At 61.9% G+C, this 15865-nt stretch carries 17 protein-coding genes and 1 pseudogene; 8 read left to right on the forward strand and 10 right to left on the reverse strand.

Annotation, left to right across the window (positions count from 1 at the left end; all coding sequences use genetic code 11):
• Window positions 1-74: 74 nt before the first annotated feature.
• From E2F50_RS07205 to E2F50_RS07215, 3 genes are all read left to right on the forward strand, one after another.
• Complete coding sequence (locus E2F50_RS07205; protein ID WP_133315414.1) at window positions 75-1781, forward strand: hypothetical protein; 1707 nt, start codon at window positions 75-77, stop codon at window positions 1779-1781.
• Between the two features lie 102 nt (window positions 1782-1883).
• A complete protein-coding gene (locus tag E2F50_RS07210) occupies window positions 1884-2444 on the forward strand; it encodes a DinB family protein (protein ID WP_133315415.1) in 561 nt (186 codons plus the stop codon).
• Window positions 2445-2452: 8 nt separating this feature from the next.
• Window positions 2453-2863 carry a CopD family protein gene (locus E2F50_RS07215; protein ID WP_133315416.1) on the forward strand — a complete coding sequence of 137 codons (411 nt, stop codon included), beginning with the start codon at window positions 2453-2455 and terminating at the stop codon, window positions 2861-2863.
• Between the two features lies 1 nt (window position 2864).
• Here E2F50_RS07215 and E2F50_RS07220 read toward each other — a convergent pair whose 3' ends face one another.
• A complete protein-coding gene (locus tag E2F50_RS07220; protein ID WP_202615427.1) occupies window positions 2865-4820 on the reverse strand; it encodes a cation:proton antiporter domain-containing protein in 1956 nt (651 codons plus the stop codon).
• A gap of 31 nt (window positions 4821-4851) precedes the next feature.
• Between E2F50_RS07220 and E2F50_RS07225 the strand changes: the two are divergent.
• Window positions 4852-5168: pseudogene (locus E2F50_RS07225) on the forward strand (helix-turn-helix transcriptional regulator).
• A gap of 127 nt (window positions 5169-5295) precedes the next feature.
• On the opposite strand, the gene E2F50_RS07230 reads toward E2F50_RS07225, so the two are convergent.
• The 4 genes from E2F50_RS07230 to E2F50_RS07245 form a co-directional block, all read right to left on the reverse strand.
• On the reverse strand, window positions 5296-6117 hold the full coding sequence (locus E2F50_RS07230; protein ID WP_133315419.1) for an ABC transporter ATP-binding protein: 822 nt from the start codon (window positions 6115-6117) through the stop codon (window positions 5296-5298).
• A 10-nt stretch (window positions 6118-6127) separates the two neighbouring features.
• A complete protein-coding gene (locus E2F50_RS07235; RefSeq protein ID WP_245515372.1) occupies window positions 6128-6868 on the reverse strand; it encodes an ABC transporter permease subunit in 741 nt (246 codons plus the stop codon).
• 113 nt (window positions 6869-6981) lie between these two features.
• Window positions 6982-8154, reverse strand: a complete 1173-nt coding sequence (gene ssuD / locus E2F50_RS07240; protein WP_133315421.1) for an FMNH2-dependent alkanesulfonate monooxygenase — start codon at window positions 8152-8154, stop codon at window positions 6982-6984.
• A gap of 35 nt (window positions 8155-8189) precedes the next feature.
• On the reverse strand, window positions 8190-9155 hold the full coding sequence (locus E2F50_RS07245; RefSeq protein WP_133315422.1) for an aliphatic sulfonate ABC transporter substrate-binding protein: 966 nt from the start codon (window positions 9153-9155) through the stop codon (window positions 8190-8192).
• 284 nt (window positions 9156-9439) lie between these two features.
• On the opposite strand from E2F50_RS07245, the gene E2F50_RS07250 reads away from it, so the two are divergent.
• Window positions 9440-10312 carry an NAD(P)-dependent oxidoreductase gene (locus tag E2F50_RS07250; RefSeq protein ID WP_133315423.1) on the forward strand — a complete coding sequence of 291 codons (873 nt, stop codon included), beginning with the start codon at window positions 9440-9442 and terminating at the stop codon, window positions 10310-10312.
• A 47-nt stretch (window positions 10313-10359) separates the two neighbouring features.
• Here the strand turns inward: E2F50_RS07250 and E2F50_RS07255 are convergent, their stop codons facing one another.
• The 3 genes from E2F50_RS07255 to E2F50_RS07265 all read right to left on the reverse strand — a co-directional run bounded on the left by E2F50_RS07255 (window position 10360) and on the right by E2F50_RS07265 (window position 12117).
• On the reverse strand, window positions 10360-10848 hold the full coding sequence (locus E2F50_RS07255; RefSeq protein WP_133315424.1) for an Lrp/AsnC family transcriptional regulator: 489 nt from the start codon (window positions 10846-10848) through the stop codon (window positions 10360-10362).
• 64 nt (window positions 10849-10912) lie between these two features.
• Window positions 10913-11557: a uracil-DNA glycosylase family protein gene (locus tag E2F50_RS07260; RefSeq protein ID WP_245515335.1), complete on the reverse strand. Its 645-nt coding sequence runs from the start codon at window positions 11555-11557 to the stop codon at window positions 10913-10915.
• Window positions 11554-12117, reverse strand: a complete 564-nt coding sequence (locus tag E2F50_RS07265; RefSeq protein WP_245515336.1) for a thermonuclease family protein — start codon at window positions 12115-12117, stop codon at window positions 11554-11556. Before E2F50_RS07265 ends, E2F50_RS07260 begins: the two co-directional genes overlap by 4 nt.
• A 123-nt stretch (window positions 12118-12240) precedes the next feature.
• Here E2F50_RS07265 and E2F50_RS07270 point away from each other — a divergent pair, with 123 nt between their 5' ends.
• The 3 genes from E2F50_RS07270 to E2F50_RS23650 are packed head-to-tail and all read left to right on the forward strand — an operon-like array spanning window position 12241 to window position 14324.
• The gene (locus tag E2F50_RS07270) at window positions 12241-13776 is read left to right on the forward strand and encodes a sensor histidine kinase (RefSeq protein ID WP_133316365.1); all 1536 of its coding nucleotides are present in this window, start codon (window positions 12241-12243) and stop codon (window positions 13774-13776) included.
• A gap of 45 nt (window positions 13777-13821) precedes the next feature.
• Window positions 13822-14052 carry a hypothetical protein gene (locus E2F50_RS07275; protein ID WP_133315428.1) on the forward strand — a complete coding sequence of 77 codons (231 nt, stop codon included), beginning with the start codon at window positions 13822-13824 and terminating at the stop codon, window positions 14050-14052.
• Window positions 14049-14324 (forward strand): type II toxin-antitoxin system RelE/ParE family toxin, encoded by a 276-nt coding sequence (locus tag E2F50_RS23650; protein WP_425375379.1) that lies wholly within the window; start codon window positions 14049-14051, stop codon window positions 14322-14324. The genes E2F50_RS07275 and E2F50_RS23650 overlap by 4 nt, the downstream gene beginning before the upstream one ends.
• A 6-nt stretch (window positions 14325-14330) precedes the next feature.
• Here the strand turns inward: E2F50_RS23650 and E2F50_RS07285 are convergent, their stop codons facing one another.
• Both E2F50_RS07285 and cobT read right to left on the reverse strand, forming a co-directional pair.
• Window positions 14331-14723, reverse strand: a complete 393-nt coding sequence (locus tag E2F50_RS07285; RefSeq protein ID WP_133315431.1) for a diacylglycerol kinase — start codon at window positions 14721-14723, stop codon at window positions 14331-14333.
• A 5-nt stretch (window positions 14724-14728) separates the two neighbouring features.
• A complete protein-coding gene (gene cobT / locus E2F50_RS07290; protein ID WP_133315432.1) occupies window positions 14729-15748 on the reverse strand; it encodes a nicotinate-nucleotide--dimethylbenzimidazole phosphoribosyltransferase in 1020 nt (339 codons plus the stop codon).
• Window positions 15749-15865: the final 117 nt, after the last annotated feature.

The raw sequence follows: 15865 nt of genomic DNA on the forward strand, positions 1-15865 counted from the left end.
ATCTTTGAGATGCATTAACGATTGACTCGCGTTAAGCAAGCATTATCCTCCCATTACAACCATGGGAGGATTGGATGCAGCAGCTTTATCGCGTCTGGGAGGAGAGCGGACTCTTCGGGGTCGTGGATGCCGCAGTCGCCAGCCAGTATCACAACCACTGGATCGCGTTGATCATCGCGCTCTTCATTCCGATCCTGATGATCTTCGCGCGCAACGAAGTCCGCAACCGTCGCCTGCGGATGATCTCGGATTTCATCGCCTCCTACCCGACCACCAAGCCTGCATCTCCGCAAGCCGCTGCCCTGACTGGTGATCCGTTCGCCTACGGCAATAATCCGTCCCTGGAATTTGTCGCATCCAAATACACGTCCGACCTGCAGAGGACGCCGAAAATCCAGCTCTGGATGAATGCAGCGGAAATGGTCACGGAGATCGAGGATCTGATCCAAAAATCCCGGATCTTCGGCAATCGTGGTGACTTCCGCCTGCTTTTTTCCTCGATCGGCTTCATGGCGATGTCCTATTACGGCTTCGTCCACCTATTCGACGCCCTGCAGAATGGGCTGCAGGTCATCACGGCGGCAGATCCGGCCACCTGCCTGCCCGGCACATCCGCTGCCGGTTCCTGCTGCGCCCCGGGCACAGTGCGCAATGAACTTGAGATCGTCGGATCGCTCGCCTTCGCAGGGGCCTTCATCGCGGCGCTGCGCATCTTCATCGGCAGCCTCGCCGTCTTCGATCTCTCCGCCTATACCTTCCTGCGTCAGGCGGTCGAGATCTTCGCCTCGGTGCTGATCGTCATCTTCCTTTATATGGCCTTCGCCGATCCGACGGCCGCCATCACCAGTTTCGCCACCGGCGGCGCCGGCACGCGAACTTGTGGGGAAATCTCGTGGGTGTGGATGGCGCTGGCACCGCTGCTTGGGCTCATGCCGCAAAGCGCCACCAAATTCCTGCTGGTGCGGATGCAGTCGGTGCTGTCATGGGTGAAGATGGATGACGACCGCTTCAACCGCGTCACCCGCTCCACGCCGCTCGATGTCATCGACGGGATCAGCTACGCGACGCGTTTCCGGCTGGAGGAATGCGGCATCTACGATATCCAGAACCTTGCCGTCTACAATCCTATCCTGCTTTACGTGGAATCTCCCTATGGCATCTACCAGACTGTCGATTGGGTCGCCCAAGCGCAGCTTTGCCATATCGTCGGGCTGGAGCGGTTTCTGCTTCTGCGCGAACTGCATGTGCGCACCATCTTCGACCTCGAACGCGCCATTGATTTCCGGATGAGACCCTTCAACAGCCAGGACGAGGGAGACGGGAACGAGATTGCGCAACCGGCGCAAGACGGTGCGCAGCCGGCTGCCGTGCCGCAAGCCTTGCCGCCAGCCTTGCCGGCCGGAGTGCCCGTCGGCCCGGCTTGGGAGGAAACGGACCAGTTCGACCGCATCTATGCGGGCATCCTCTTTGCCGCCACAGATACGATGCGGTCGATTGGCACGATCAGCGGCATCAAGCCCCTGGTGATGGGCGAGGATCGGAAGATGACGCCTGTCGATCTGGAGGACTATTGCCGCCACGCCTGGGAGGCGATCAGCCAGGACGAGAAGCGCATGAAGATCTGCGTCGAATACCTGATGGGCTGGATTGCCGATGATCTGCATGTCCGCCGGCTGCGGCGCGTCTGGCAGGAAATCTCCGACAGCCTCGGCTGGCGCTCCGAACGCCTGGACCGCAGGGCGCCGAAAGTGAAGAGGCCGGATCCACCACCGGCTCCCTGAGGTCGGTGGAGAAACGGCAAAATCGACCGCTGTCTCTTCTCCCGGCACTTCTCATTGGCAGTCGGACAAGCTAGTTTCTCGCCTTGAATGGCGAGGGACCCCATGACGCCGCAGCGCTATCTTCTGGCTCAGGCCTATAATAATGCCTGGGCCAACCATCGGCTCCTGAAGGCCTGCCGGCAATTGTCCGCCGCAGAGCTGCATGCTGAGCGCACCAGCTTCTTCCCGTCGATCATCCATACGCTCAATCACATCCTGACGGTGGATTGGCTTTATATCAGTGCGCTCGAGGGCCACTGTCTTGGGCCGGCTGCCTTCGAGCCGGACATACCATTTCCTGTCTTTGCCGACCTCGAGCGCGAGCAAAGGGCAGAGGACCGGCGGCTGATCGACCACTGTCGTCAGATGGACCGTGAAGCGCTCGCCGTCCAGGTCGAAATCCCGCGCCGGACCTATGTCCAGGTCGAAAGCGCCGACCGCGTCCTCCTCCACCTTTTCCAGCATCAGATCCATCATCGCGGGCAGGTTCACGCCATGCTGGCGGGAACCTCAGTCGCGCCGCCGCAGCTCGACGAATTCTTTCCCGGCGAGCCCGCATCTGAAGCGCTACGTAAACAAGATTTTGCCGAACTCGGCTTCACCGAAGCGATGATCTGGAGTTGATCTGATCCATGATGTATTTCGTTATCAAGTCCCTGCACCTGATGTCCAACTTCGTGCTGATCGGCGGCATGCTGATGAATGCCTTCGTCATCGGCATGGTGCCGCCGGCCATCCGCCCGGGTGTCATTTCGTCGCTGCGCCGATACGATCGCACCGTCACCACGATCGCGCTCGCGGGCACCTGGATCTTCGGCCTGTGGCTCGCCATTGGCTATGTCGGCTTTTCCGAAGGCTGGCTGCATATAAAGTTCCTGCTGGTCATCCTGCTGTCGGCCCTGCACGGCATGCAGGGCGCCTGGATGCGGCGTATGGAAGCCGATCCGAAGCTCGACCCGCCGGCTTTCGTGCGCGCCGGCATGCCGATCATCCTCGTGTCGGTCGTGCTGATCGTCGCACTCGCGGTGATCAAGCCGTTCTGATTCAGCTTCTGACCGGCTCGCTCGGCGGCTCCACATCGGAAGGAGCGGCCGGCTCATCATGCATGTCCGCTGGTCGGGCGGTAATGGGCGCGGCTGGATCCGGCATCGCCGGCGCTGCCGGTTCGGGCGCAGCGTCTTCCATGGGGCTGTCCAGGCGGTAATGCACCTGGTCCAGGCCATCCAGCATGCCATAGGCGATCTCCCGTTCGCCCATGATCGTCTTGTCGGCGCCGAGCTTTTCCAGGTGTTCGATCTCGGCATCGGAATTGGCGCGGCACAGGATCAGCAAGGCCGGGTTCACCTGGCGCGCCTGCATCACCACATTGCCAGCCTCGAAGGCGTTGGGAATGGCCACGACGAGGCTCTTTGCGGCGTTGAGATTGGCAAGCTGCAGGACTTTCGGCGAGGCCGCATTGCCGACGATCACCTCTATGCCCTGTTTCAGAAGCTCGTCGACCCGGTTCTCCGAATCCTCGATCACTAGGAAGGGAATGCCGGAAGATTTCAGGTTGCCGACAACGATGCTGCCCACCCGTCCATAGCCGACGACGACCGCGTGACCCGCCAGATGGCTTGGCGCAAGTTCGCCATCGGCGCCGGCCGTCGTCATCACCGGCTCGCTTTCCCGCGGCGTCGGCGTTTCCTGTCCCGGAACGCCCGGATCAATGTCTGCTCCGGTGGTCTGCGCGATCGAAGCCTCGCCTTCGCCTTCCGGCGCGCGGATCAGCCTTGCCTCCAGGCGCGGGATCAGCTTTTCGCCGAGATAGAACATTACCGGGTTGAGGATGATAGAGATGATGGCGCCGGCGAGAATCAGGTCGCGCCCTTCTTCAGGAAGAAGTTTAAGTCCGACGCCCAGCTCCGCCAGAATAAACGAAAATTCGCCGATTTGGGCAAGACTGGCCGAGATCGTCAGCGCCGTCGGCACCGTCATCCTGAAGGCGAGCACGATCAGGAAGGCGGCCACCGATTTGCCGATCAGGATGATGAAGACGGTGGCCAGTACCGGCAGCGGGTTGGACAAGATGATGTTGGGATCGAACAGCATGCCGACCGACACGAAGAACAGCACGGCAAACGCATCGCGCAACGGCAGGCTCTCCTGCGCCGCCCGGTGCGAGAGCTCGCTTTCCGACAGGATCATGCCGGCGAAAAAGGCTCCGAGCGCCAGCGAAACGCCAAAAAGCTTGGCCGCGCCGAAGGCGACGCCGAGCGCAATGGCCAGCACGCCGAGCCGAAACAGTTCGCGAGACCCGCTGTGGGCGATCCGGTGCAGGATCCAGGGAATGACGCGGCGCCCCACCACCAGCATCAGGCCGAGAAATGCCGCAACCTTCAGAAGCGTCACCGCAATAATGCCGACGATCCCGAGCTCGACGTCCAGCAATTGCGCGACCGCGACGGCCACGGGATCCGGATGCGCAACTTCGCCGCCCATGCTGGCCAAGGCCGGGATCAGCACCAGGGCAAGCACCATGGCGAGATCCTCGACGATCAGCCAGCCGACGGCGATCTTGCCACGCACCGTCTCCACAAGTCGCCGTTCCTGCAGCGCCTTCAACAGCACGACGGTCGAGGCGACAGACAGAGCCAGGCCAAAGACCAGGCTGCCGCCGAGCGGCCAGCCCATCAGTGCGCCCATACCCCAGCCGAGCAAGGTGGCAAAACCGATCTGCACGACCGCGCCCGGCACGGCCACACCGCGGACGGACAGGAGGTCCTTGAGCGAGAAATGCAGGCCGACGCCGAACATCAGCAGGATGACGCCGATTTCCGCCAGTTCAGGCGCCAGGCTCTGGTCGGCAACGAAGCCCGGCGTATGGGGTCCTACCAATATGCCGGCAAAAAGATAACCCACCAGCGGCGGCATTTTGAACCGGTTGGCAATAGCGCCGAAGATGAATGCAAGCACGAGGCCTCCGACGATCGTCGAGATCAATGGCGTATCGTGCGGCATCTGCGTCTCCCTCTGGAAATCTCCTGAAAAGCTGCCATATATGGCGCATGTTGACCAATATGGTTATCTTTGCACATGGATCAAGACGTAGGGCGAATGATTTTGACGCCGGCTTTGTGCCGCGCGGCAAGAGGGCTTGTCGATTGGACGCAAAGCGAACTGGCGGAACGGTCGCAAGTCTCGCGCAGCACGATCCGTGATTTTGAAGGCAGCCGCCATGATATCCATCGGGCGACGGCGGCGCAGATCCGCCATGCCTTCGAGGATGGCGGCGTCGTCTTCGTCAACATGGAAGGCTACGGGCTCGGCGTCTGCATGGACAGCGCGTCTGCGCCCGACCCAAGCTAGATCGTTCTCGCAAGCGGCAGCGGCGAGAACCGGGATGACCGACGGCCCGACGGAAGACGCGCGATGGGCAGAACGTGAGGCGGCGCGAAATCATGCCTTCCGCCGCCTGCCCCCTTTGCCCGGTCCGTCAGTCGCCAAGAATGGCGGACAGGAACCGGCCTTCGAGCTCCGCCAGCTGCGGATCGCCACGCTTGCGAGGATGCGGATGTGGGATCTCGAGGTCGAGCTTGATGCGTCCTTCATCGAGCACGATCACCCGGTCGGCCAGGTGAACCGCCTCCGCCACGTCATGGGTCACGAGCACGGCGGAAAAGCCCAGTTCGCGCCACACGCGCGTGAGCAGCGTCTGCATGCTGATCCGGGTCAGCGCATCGAGCGCGCCGAGCGGTTCGTCGAGTGCCAAGAGGCCCGGCCGGCTGACCAGCGCGCGGGCAAGGGCAACGCGCTGTCTTTGCCCCCCGGAAAGCTGCGACGGCCATGCCCTCGCCTTTTCCGCCAGCTGCACCTCGGCCAGCGCCTCCTCGGCCAGTCTCCTCGCCTCGCTCTTCGGTGCGCCCTCGCCCAGCCCGACCACGACATTGTCGGCAACATCGAACCAGGGCAGCAGCCTTGGCTCCTGGAAGACGATGCGGGCATTCGGCACGATGGGCTGTCCGCCCCGGTCGTGGAAGGTGATCTCGCCTTCGCTCTGCGTATCGAGCCCGACGAGCAGCCGCAGAAGCGTACTCTTGCCGCAACCGCTCTTGCCGACGATGGCGATGAACTGCCCGGCCGGTACATCGAGGTCGATGCCGCGCAAGACACGGTTGTCGCCGAAGCGCTTTTCGATGTCGCGCAGTTTCAATCCGGCGGGCTCCGGCCGCGGACGAGGCTCGGCCACGCGGTAATTGTCTACCTCGCCGCCTTCGGCAACGAAGGCAAGCGGCTGCTGATAAGGTCCGATCGGCATGTGCAGTTCCTCACCCTTGATAGGCTGCGTTCCAGGATAGCGCCCAGCGCTCCAGCGCCCTGGCGATCACGTCGGCGAGTTTGCCGAGCACGGCATAGATGACCAGCGACAGCACCACGACATCCGTCATCATGAATTCGCGGGCCGTATTGGCCATGTGGCCGATCCCAGACGAGGCGGCGATGCTTTCGGACACGATCAGCGTCAGCCACATGATGCCGAGCGCATAGCGAAGCCCGACGAAAATCGACGGCAGGGCGCCTGGAAAGATCACCTTGCGAAACAGCGACCAGCCGCTCATGCCGTAGATGCGGCCCATTTCGATGAGGTCGCGATCGACGTTGCGGACGCCGTGATAGGTGTTGAGGTAGACGGGAAACAGCACGCCGAGCGAGGTGAGGAAAAGCTTTGCCTCCTCGCCGATCCCGAACCACAGGATGACGAGCGGTATCATCGCCAGGTGTGGAATGGTGCGCAGCATCTGCAGCGTCGTATCGGTCAGCTGCTCCGACAGTTTCGAGACGCCATTGGCAATGCCGAGCAGGAAGCCGATCGATCCACCAATCAAGAGGCCGCTCAGGGCCCGGGCACCGCTCACCGCCACGTCATGGGCAAGCTGCCCTGAGGCGGCGACCTCCGAGAAGGCGGCGACCACCTTCAACGGCGAAGGCATGATCCGGTCGGAGATCCAGCCGGCGGAAGACGCCAGCTGCCACAAAAGCACGATGGCGAGCGGCAGAAGGTAGGGCATGTAATGCTGGCGTGAAATGGAAGGCAGGCTGACCTGCCTCCGCTTCACGCCGCGCACCGGATGACGGGCTTCGAGAATATCCACTGTCGTCATAGCTTGGCTCCTCGTCCCGCTCAGGATGCTGCGACCGATTTCAGGGTTGAATGGCCGCCGCCGCCGAATACGCGTTTTCCGCCAAATTCGCTGCCGAAGCTGGTACGCTGTTCCTGCACGCCGATGCCCAGTTCCGGGAACAACAGCTCGGCGACGCGGTAGGCTTCTTCCAGATGCGGATAACCGGAGCCGATCACTGTTTCGATCCCGAGCTCCTGATATTCCCGCAGTCGCGCCGCCACCGTCTTCGGCGATCCGACCAAGGCCGTTCCGGCACCCGATCGCACCAGGCCGATGCCGGCCCACAGATTGGGCGAGACTTCGAGCTTGTCGCGGCGGCCGTTATGCAGCGCCGCCATGCGCTTCTGACCAACTGAATCGGAGCCGGTCGCGAAATGTGCCTGCGCCTTGGCAATGGTGTCGTCGTCGAGCTTGGAGATCAGCTTGTCGGCTGCCGCCCAGGCCTCCTCGTCGGTTTCGCGGACGATGAAATGCAGGCGGATGCCGAAGCTCACCTCCCGCCCCTTGCGCGCCGCAGCCGCCCGCACAGCTTTGATCTTCTCTTCCACCTGTTGCGGCGGCTCGCCCCAGGTCAGGTATTTGTCGGCCCGGCCGGCGAAGAAGTCGATGCCGGCATCCGAAGAGCCGCCGAAATAAAGCGGCGGCCGCGGCTGCTGCACCGTCGGAAAGCCGAGGCGCGCGTCCTTGGCCTTGATATGCTTGCCGTCAAGATCGGCATGGCCGGTGGTCACGAGATCTTCCCAGACCTGGAAGAATTCCTCCGCATGCGCATAGCGCTCGTCATGCGCCTGGAAAATGCCGTCGCCGGCCAGTTCCGCCGGGCTGCCGCCGACGACGATGTTGAGGAGCAGGCGACCCTCCGACACCCGGTCGAGCGCTGCCGCAAGCCGCGCATAATAGGCAGGCGACGCCGTGCCGGGACGGATCGCGACCAGGAATTTCAGCTTTTCCGTAAACGGCGCCAGCGCCGCCGCCGTCACAAAACTCTCCTCGCAGGAAACGCCCGTCGGCAAAAGCACGCCCGAATAGCCGAGCCGGTCGACGGCCGTGGCGATCTCGCGCAGATACCGGTGGTCGGGCGCCCGGTTGAGCTCCGTACCGCCGAGATAGGTGCCGTCGCCGGCCGTCGGAATGAACCAAAGAAAGTCGATGGGTTTGGATACGTCGGTCATGGCATTATCCTTGTCTGACTTCGTTGATCGACTGGTTAGCTCTGCTTCGGACGCCACACGATGTCGGCTATGGTCAGCTTGCGCGGAATGATCTTGAGACTGTAGAATTCGTCCGCCAGCGATTGCTGATAGGCGACCGCCTCGTCCGGAAGCGTCGAAATCGCACCGAGATTGGCGTTGCGGCGAGACAGGGTGACGCGGGTAATCTCCTCCGGCACGCCGGTGATGGAAGCGAGCTGCTTCACCGTCTGGTCGAAATTCGCCTGCGCCACATTGCCGACATTGCGCAGTTCATCGAGAATTTCGGGGATGAGGTCGCCATTGTCCTGCGTGAAATCCCCATTGGCGAGGAAATAGCTCCAGGAGTCCACCACGCCTTCTGCCGTGGTCAGCACCCGCGTCTGCGGGTCGTTCTGCGCAATCGCCGTATAGGGGTCCCAGATCGACCAGGCGTCGATAGAGCCGTTCTTGAAGGCGGCCGCGGCATCGGGCGGCGCAAGGTCCAGGGGCGTAACGTCGGCCAGCGACAGCCCGCCCTTGCGCAACAGCTTCACCGTCACGTTATGGGCACTCGACCCGCGCTTGAAAGCGATCCGCTTGCCCTTCAGATCGGCAAGCGCCTTGATGTCCGAATCCGCGTGGACGAGGATGGCCGAACCGGCCGAACTGCCCCGGTAGGTGCCGACGTAAAGCAGGTTCCCCTTGGCGGCCTGGGCAAACAGCGGCGGCACGTCGCCGGTCGGCCCGAAGTCCAGAGCCCCTGCCCCCAGAGCCTCAAGAAGCGGCGGACCGGACGTGAATTCCGACCAGGTGACGGAGATGCCGCGCGAAGCGAAGCGTTTCTCCAGCGCCCCCTGGCTCTTTGCCAGCGCCAGGACGCCGTTCTTCTGCCAGCCGATGCGAAGCTGTTTGGTCGCCGCCCTCGCCTTGCCGCCGCTCGGTAGGATTGCCGCCGCCGCCGCGGCGCCGAGTAACCCGAGTGTCTGTCTGCGTGTCACCATGTTCGTATCCCTTCCTCTCCTCGACGCCTGCCGACCCTGTCCCTCAAGGCTGGCTGCGTCCGATGACAGAATGGTTCCATACTCTAGCGATCCGGTCGACATTCACTTGTTTCGAAAAATCCCCCCTTGATGAGATTTGATTTCCATCTTCGACGACATCGGGAACGTTAATCTACCCGCAGCTCTAAATCTGCGTTGAAAAGGAAAAACTTTTTGCTGTCCGCGAGCTTCTCCTTGGCCTTGCTTTGTTCTAATCGTCAGGGATCGCTTTTCTGGAGGCCGGCATGGCAAAAGTCGCATTCATTGGTTTGGGCGTTATGGGTTTCCCGATGGCGGGACATCTCAAGGAAAAAGGCGGCCATGAGGTGACGGTCTATAACCGCACCGCCGCCAAGGCCGAGGACTGGGCCCAAAAATTTGGTGGACGCACCGGCGCCACGCCGGCACAAGCCGCAAGCGAAGCCGATTTCGTCTTCACCTGCGTTGGCAATGACGACGATCTCCGCTCGGTGACATTGGGAGATACCGGCGTGCTGGCCGGCATGAAGCGCGGCTCGGTGCTGATCGACAACACCACGGCCAGCGCCGAAGTGGCGCGCGAACTTGAGGCTGCGGCCCGCGAAAAGGGCGTGGATTTCATTGATGCGCCCGTATCGGGCGGCCAGGCCGGTGCTGAAAACGGCGTTCTTACCGTGATGTGCGGCGGCGAGCCGCAGACCTTCGACAAGGCCAAGCCTGTTATTGACGCTTATGCCCGCATGGTCGGCCTGATGGGACCGGTCGGCTCCGGCCAGTTGACCAAGATGATGAACCAGATCTGCATTGCCGGGATTGTCCAGGGCCTCGCCGAGTCGATCCATTTCGGCAAGCAGGCAGGCCTCGACATCGAAAAGGTGATCGAGGTGATCTCCAAGGGTGCGGCCGGCTCCTGGCAGATGGAAAACCGCTACAAGACCATGAATGCCGGCAAATATGATTTCGGCTTCGCGGTCGACTGGATGCGCAAGGATCTTGACATCGTGCTCACTGAAGCCCGCCGCAACGGCGCGAAACTGCCGATGACAGCGCTCGTCGATCAGTTTTATGGAGATGTTCAGGCGTCCGGCGGCAATCGCTGGGACACGTCGTCACTGCTCGCACGGCTCGACAAGAAATAAGCCAGGACTGCGAGTGCGGGCAGCAGAGGCTGCCCGCGCAAGCCTCATCAGTCCTCGCCGGACTTGTGGTTGTCGATCATCATGTAGTCGAGCGGCAGTTCCGTCGTGTACTTGATCTGCTCCATGGCGAAGACCGAGGACACGTCGCGGATTTCGATCTTGGCGATCAGCCGCTTGTAGAAGGCGTCATAGGCGCCGATATCGGGCACGACGACACGCAGAAGATAGTCAACATCGCCGCTCATGCGGTAGAATTCAACCACTTCCGGAAAATCGACCACCACTTCCGAAAACCGCTTCAACCATTCGATCGAGTGGCTGGCAGTGCGGATGGAAACGAAGACGGTCACTTTGGTATTGACCTTGACCGGATCGAGAAGCGCCACCCGGCGACGAATGACGCCGTCTTCTTCCATCTTCTGGATGCGGCGCCAGCACGGCGTCGTCGACAATCCGACTTTCTTCGCGAGATCCGCGACAGCGAGGGTGGAATCTTCCTGCATAATACGCAGGATCTTGCGATCGAGCCGGTCCATCCGAATCCTTTCGAAATGATTTTTCGTTATACACCTAAATCAGGCAGGTTAACCGAATTTCGTTTCAGCGGGCCCATCTATCCACACTCTCTCGCAGTTGCGGTAGAACCTCCGCCTCGAACCACGGATTCTTTCTGAGCCAGCCGCTATTGCGCCAGCTCGGATGCGGAAGCGGCAGCACCCTTGGCCCTTGATTGGTAAGGAAATACTCACGCCAATTCCTCACCGTCTCCGTCATGCCCTTTTTCCGGCGGTTGCCGATATGCCAGGCCTGGGCATATTGACCGATCGCAAGGACCAGCTCGATCTGCGGCATGGCATCGACGACCCGCGTTCGCCAATAAGGCGCGCATTCGCGCCGCGGCGGCAGGTCGCTGCCCTTGGCATCATAGCCCGGAAAACAGAAGCCCATCGGCACGATCGCGAATCGATCTCGATCATAAAACTCGTCGCGGCTGACAGTGAGCCACTCGCGCAGCCGATTGCCCGATGCGTCGTCGAAAGGCAGCCCGCTCTGGTGAACCCGCAGACCCGGCGCCTGGCCCGCAATCAGAATGCGCGCCTTGGGAGAGATCACGGCCACAGGACGCGGTTCATGTGGAAGGCGGTCTGGACCTCCCGGCTCATCCCGGCAGATCCGGCAGGTGGCGATGGCGCGCCTAAGTGCCTCGAGCTGCTCTTCGGCCTGTGGATTTTCGCCCAAATTCACGGCCAACCCACCAGCCGCTTGCTCCAATCCAGCAAGGCGCTGAACGTATCCGGGCTGTCCATCAGGCCGCGGCTGGCGCGCCAGTCCCGCGGCGCGTCGAACTCTCCGGCCCATATGCCCTGTCGTTCCCCCCGCGCTGCCGCTTGCTCCTGCTCGAACTGCCCTGCGGCAACCGCCATTCCTCGGCGCACCAGTTCGGCATTGATGCTCCCTGCACCGGCGCGGCAGGTGACCAGCAGACGGCGGTAACGGTCGCGGCCCCTCCCATGGCAGGTGGCGGCGCTTTGGCGCACCAGACGGGCCAGCAGCTGCCTGGCATCCCGTCCGCAATCCCAGGCGGCGCCGCCTGAGTCCTCGCATGTCTGGTCCAGCTCCGGTGCATCGAGACCGGTCAGTCTCAGCCTCTCGTCGCCGGCGGCGAGGGTGTCGCCATCTATCGCGTGGAAGGGGCCGCTGATCTCGACCTCCTGCGACCGGTCCAGCTTGGCGACGATCAGCAGCAGCAGCGAAAACAAGGCGATCACCAGCACGCCCTCGCGGACCATCCGCAGCGCGCGCATCACAATCCCGCCTCAGGGGAAAACGGAAACTTCACAGAAATGGAAAACAAAACCTTTCCCGGCAGTATCTTCTTAAGGTTTGGAAACTAACCTCTCACCCATTCGGGACATAGTTTGCAAGCCATGAGTAGCGGCGTCAGTACCTCGACGGACAAGATCATCGTGGATCGCTCGCGCAGCCACCGCAACAAGGCTGTGTCTAAAGCCGTGCGCGCTACCCGCGAACGCCTTCAGTCGAGCGCCAACGGCAGCCATGTCTTCGATCGCGACATGCTGGCCATGCATGTCAATGCCGTGCTGCATGGCGCTTCGATCATGCCGCTGGTGGTTGCCCTGGTGACCGCGATCGGCATCTACCTTAATCCGGATGCCCGCCTGTTCGGCTGGGCGCTGGTCATGCTCTGCCTTCACGGCGTCAATGTCCTGCTGGCCCGCCGCGCCGGCCGTAAGGATTTCACCGCGCTCGAAACCACGAAGTGGCGCCGCCGCTTTCTGGTGGCCCAGGTCCTGATCGGCTGCGGCTGGGCAATCTTCGCTCTGCAGGACTGCGCCGCCTGCTCCGGCGATAGCTTCTATTTCTACAAGGGCACGGTGCTGCTGTTCGCCGTGTCGATCAGCGCCATGAGCAGTTTCATGCTGCGGCAGGGCGTGCTGGTGGGCTTTCTGCCGACGGTCGCCTCGCTTCTGGTGACCGCCGTATCGTCGGGCCACATCCTCGATATCGGCCTCACGGCAGCCTGCGCCACGGCGGTAGTGTTCTTTCATTATGTCGCCGATCGTCTCTACCGCTCCAATCTGACGTTGATGTCCTACCAGTCGGAAAAGGACGATCTGATCGCCGAGCTCGAAGTGGCAAAGTCCATGTCCGACGAAGCGCGACGGCGGGCCGAGGAGGCCAATCTTGCCAAGTCGCGCTTTCTCGCCTCCATGTCGCACGAGCTGCGAACCCCGCTCAACGCCATTCTGGGATTTTCCGAGGTGATGAGTTCGGAAGTGCTCGGCCCCCTCGCCAACCCCACATACCGGGAATATTCCGGCGATATCCACCGCTCCGGGCAGCACCTGCTCGACCTCATCAACGAAATCCTCGACCTGTCGCGCATCGAAGCGGGACGCTACGAGCTCAGTGAGGAGTCGCTATCCCTGCTTGAAGTGGCGGAGGATTGCATCGGCATGGTGCAGCTTCGTGCCAGCGCCAAGAACATCACCATCCGCGAGCAGTTCGAAAAGCAGCTCCCGCAGGTCTGGGCCGATGAAAAGGCGATACGCCAGGTTATTCTCAACCTGTTGTCCAATGCCGTGAAGTTCACGCCGCAGGGCGGCGAGATCACCGTAAAAGTCGGCTGGACCGCCGGCGGTGGTCAGTACCTTGCCATCAAGGACAATGGTCCCGGCATTCCGGAAGAAGAAATCCCGGTGGTGCTCTCCGCCTTCGGCCAGGGCTCCATTGCCATCAAGAGCGCCGAACAGGGCACCGGGCTCGGGCTGCCGATTGTGCAGGCCATCCTCGCCAAGCATGACGGCCAGTTCATCCTGCGCTCCAAGCTGCGCGAAGGCACGGAAGCGATCGCCATCCTGCCGTCGACCCGCGTGCTGCAGACTGTCCCGGCCGTCGCCGAAGCAACAGCAGTGGAGCGCCGGCGCCGCAGCTTTGCGTAAAGCATCCCTCTTTTGCAGCCGGCTGGTTTCATGCATAATAGGGGCATGACCAAGCTCCTCGACCGCGCCATCGAAATCGCCAAAGAGCTTCCTGCCGAGATGCAGGATGAATATGCCGGTGTGCTGCTCAGGCTGATGGGCGAGGACGACGGCGAAGTTTACGAACTCACGCCTGAGGAAAAAGCAGATATTGATGAGGCGCTGGCCGAGGTCGAGCGCGGTGAACTCGCGACCGACGAAGAAGTCCGCGCCATGTGGGCAAAGTTTGGCCTGTGAAACTGAGATATACGCCAAGGGCTCTGAGTGAGGTCGAACGCGCCATTTCCTATATTGCAGAGCGCTCGCCTGAAGGCGCGCGGAACGTAGCAGACCGTTTAAACCATCTGTTGATATTGCTGCGCGAACACCCCTTTTCCGGCACCAGCAATAGATACCGGGGCACAAGAACCCTCTTCCTTAAGCCTCATCCATATATGGTGTATTATCAGGTTCGTAATGACGAGATTGTCGTTCTTCGATTTCGTCATACATCGAGACGAGCTCTGTAGGGCCTTTCAGCTCCAAAAACTCCTCACTACCACATACAACGCAAACAACCCGTTGGCGCAGAGCAGGCAGAAGACGGCAAACGAGCCGAGGTCCTTGGCATGCCGGCCGACGGTTGAGATCTCCGGCGAAATGCGGTCCACCAGTTCCTCGATCGCCGTGTTGAGGCTTTCCACCGCAAACAGGATGAGCATCAGCACGAGAAAAACGGAATAGTCGGCAAAGCTCGCGCCAACGGCTGCAAAGAGCACGATGCCGCCCGCGAAGGCATAAACCTCCTGCCGAAAAGCCGCCTCGCGCCATAAGCGCCGCAGGCCCTGCATGGAATAGCGGTAGGAGGCGAGGATCCTGCGGAAGGTCGCCGCTTTTTCGATCGGGCTGTCGAGCGGCGTCTTTTTCATGAAGCTCAGTGGCTCTTGTTGCTGACGCCGGCTTGGTCGAAGGTCGCCATGCCGGAATGACAGGCGGCCGCCGCCTTGACGATGCCGGCCGCGAGTGCCGCACCGGTTCCCTCGCCGAGCCGCATGCCGAGCGCCAGAAGCGGCGTCTTGCCGAGTTTTTCGATCGCCCGCAAATGGCCCGGCTCGCCGGAAACATGGCCGATCAGGCAATGGTCGAGCGCGGTCGGATTGGCAGCCTTGAGGATGGACGCCGCCGCCGTCACCACATAACCGTCGAGCAGGACCGGGATCTTTTCCACCCGGGCGGCGAGGATGGCGCCGACAATGGCTGCGATTTCGCGGCCGCCCAGGCGGCGCAGGATCTCCAGCGGATCATCGAGATGATCCTTGTGAAGCTCGACAGCCTGCTTCACCACGGCAATCTTGCGCGCCAGCAGATCGCCGTGCGAACCGGTGCCAGGTCCGACCCAGTCTTCCGCCTCACCGCCGTAGAGCGCCAGGTTGATGGCCGCCGCAATCGTCGTATTGCCGATGCCCATTTCGCCGATGCAGAGCAGATCCGTACCGCCGGCGATCGCTTCCATGCCAAAGGCCATGGTGGCGGCGCAGTCGCGTTCCGAAAGAGCCGCTTCCATCGCGATGTCGCCGGTCGGATAATCCAGCGCCAGGTCGAAGATCTTCAGCCCGAGGTCATGGGTGACGCAGATCTGGTTGATCGCAGCGCCGCCGGCCGCGAAATTCTCCACCATCTGCTGCGTCACGGAAGATGGGAAGGGCGTGATGCCGTGCCGGGTGACGCCGTGATTGCCGGCAAAGATCGCCACAAGCGGCCGCGTGACGGCGGGCGGCCGCCCTGTCCAGGCGGCAAGCCAATAGGCGATCTCTTCGAGACGACCGAGCGCGCCCGGCGGCTTGGTCAGTTGCGCATCCCTTTCACGGGCGGCAACCAGTGCACGGGAATCCGGCCCGGGAAGGTTCTGCAACAGGGTCCGGAAATCGTCGAAAGGCAGGCCGCTCACGCTCATGAAGGTTCTCTCGGGTCTTATGCGCCGGGCTCGCTTGTGTTTCCCGGCAAATCGCGCTTCTGTGCGCCTCTCTTAGTTCGGGATCGAAGGAGGGACAACTGCCAAACGCGACGCAAT

Source organism: Rhizobium deserti (assembly GCF_004358025.1).
GTDB classification, from domain to species: Bacteria; Pseudomonadota; Alphaproteobacteria; order Rhizobiales; family Rhizobiaceae; genus Neorhizobium; species Neorhizobium deserti.

Coding starts and splice junctions, on each gene's coding strand:
- E2F50_RS07205 (WP_133315414.1), top strand. CDS start 75: ATGCAGCAGCTTTATCGCGTCTGGGAGGAGAGCGGACTCTTCGGGGTC.
- E2F50_RS07210 (WP_133315415.1), top strand. CDS start 1,884: ATGACGCCGCAGCGCTATCTTCTGGCTCAGGCCTATAATAATGCCTGG.
- E2F50_RS07215 (WP_133315416.1), top strand. CDS start 2,453: ATGATGTATTTCGTTATCAAGTCCCTGCACCTGATGTCCAACTTCGTG.
- E2F50_RS07220 (WP_202615427.1), bottom strand. CDS start 4,820: ATGCCGCACGATACGCCATTGATCTCGACGATCGTCGGAGGCCTCGTG.
- E2F50_RS07230 (WP_133315419.1), bottom strand. CDS start 6,117: ATGCCGATCGGACCTTATCAGCAGCCGCTTGCCTTCGTTGCCGAAGGC.
- E2F50_RS07235 (WP_245515372.1), bottom strand. CDS start 6,868: ATGCCCTACCTTCTGCCGCTCGCCATCGTGCTTTTGTGGCAGCTGGCG.
- ssuD (WP_133315421.1), bottom strand. CDS start 8,154: ATGACCGACGTATCCAAACCCATCGACTTTCTTTGGTTCATTCCGACG.
- E2F50_RS07245 (WP_133315422.1), bottom strand. CDS start 9,155: ATGGTGACACGCAGACAGACACTCGGGTTACTCGGCGCCGCGGCGGCG.
- E2F50_RS07250 (WP_133315423.1), top strand. CDS start 9,440: ATGGCAAAAGTCGCATTCATTGGTTTGGGCGTTATGGGTTTCCCGATG.
- E2F50_RS07255 (WP_133315424.1), bottom strand. CDS start 10,848: ATGGACCGGCTCGATCGCAAGATCCTGCGTATTATGCAGGAAGATTCC.
- E2F50_RS07265 (WP_245515336.1), bottom strand. CDS start 12,117: ATGCGCGCGCTGCGGATGGTCCGCGAGGGCGTGCTGGTGATCGCCTTG.
- E2F50_RS07270 (WP_133316365.1), top strand. CDS start 12,241: ATGAGTAGCGGCGTCAGTACCTCGACGGACAAGATCATCGTGGATCGC.
- E2F50_RS07275 (WP_133315428.1), top strand. CDS start 13,822: ATGACCAAGCTCCTCGACCGCGCCATCGAAATCGCCAAAGAGCTTCCT.
- E2F50_RS07285 (WP_133315431.1), bottom strand. CDS start 14,723: ATGAAAAAGACGCCGCTCGACAGCCCGATCGAAAAAGCGGCGACCTTC.
- cobT (WP_133315432.1), bottom strand. CDS start 15,748: ATGAGCGTGAGCGGCCTGCCTTTCGACGATTTCCGGACCCTGTTGCAG.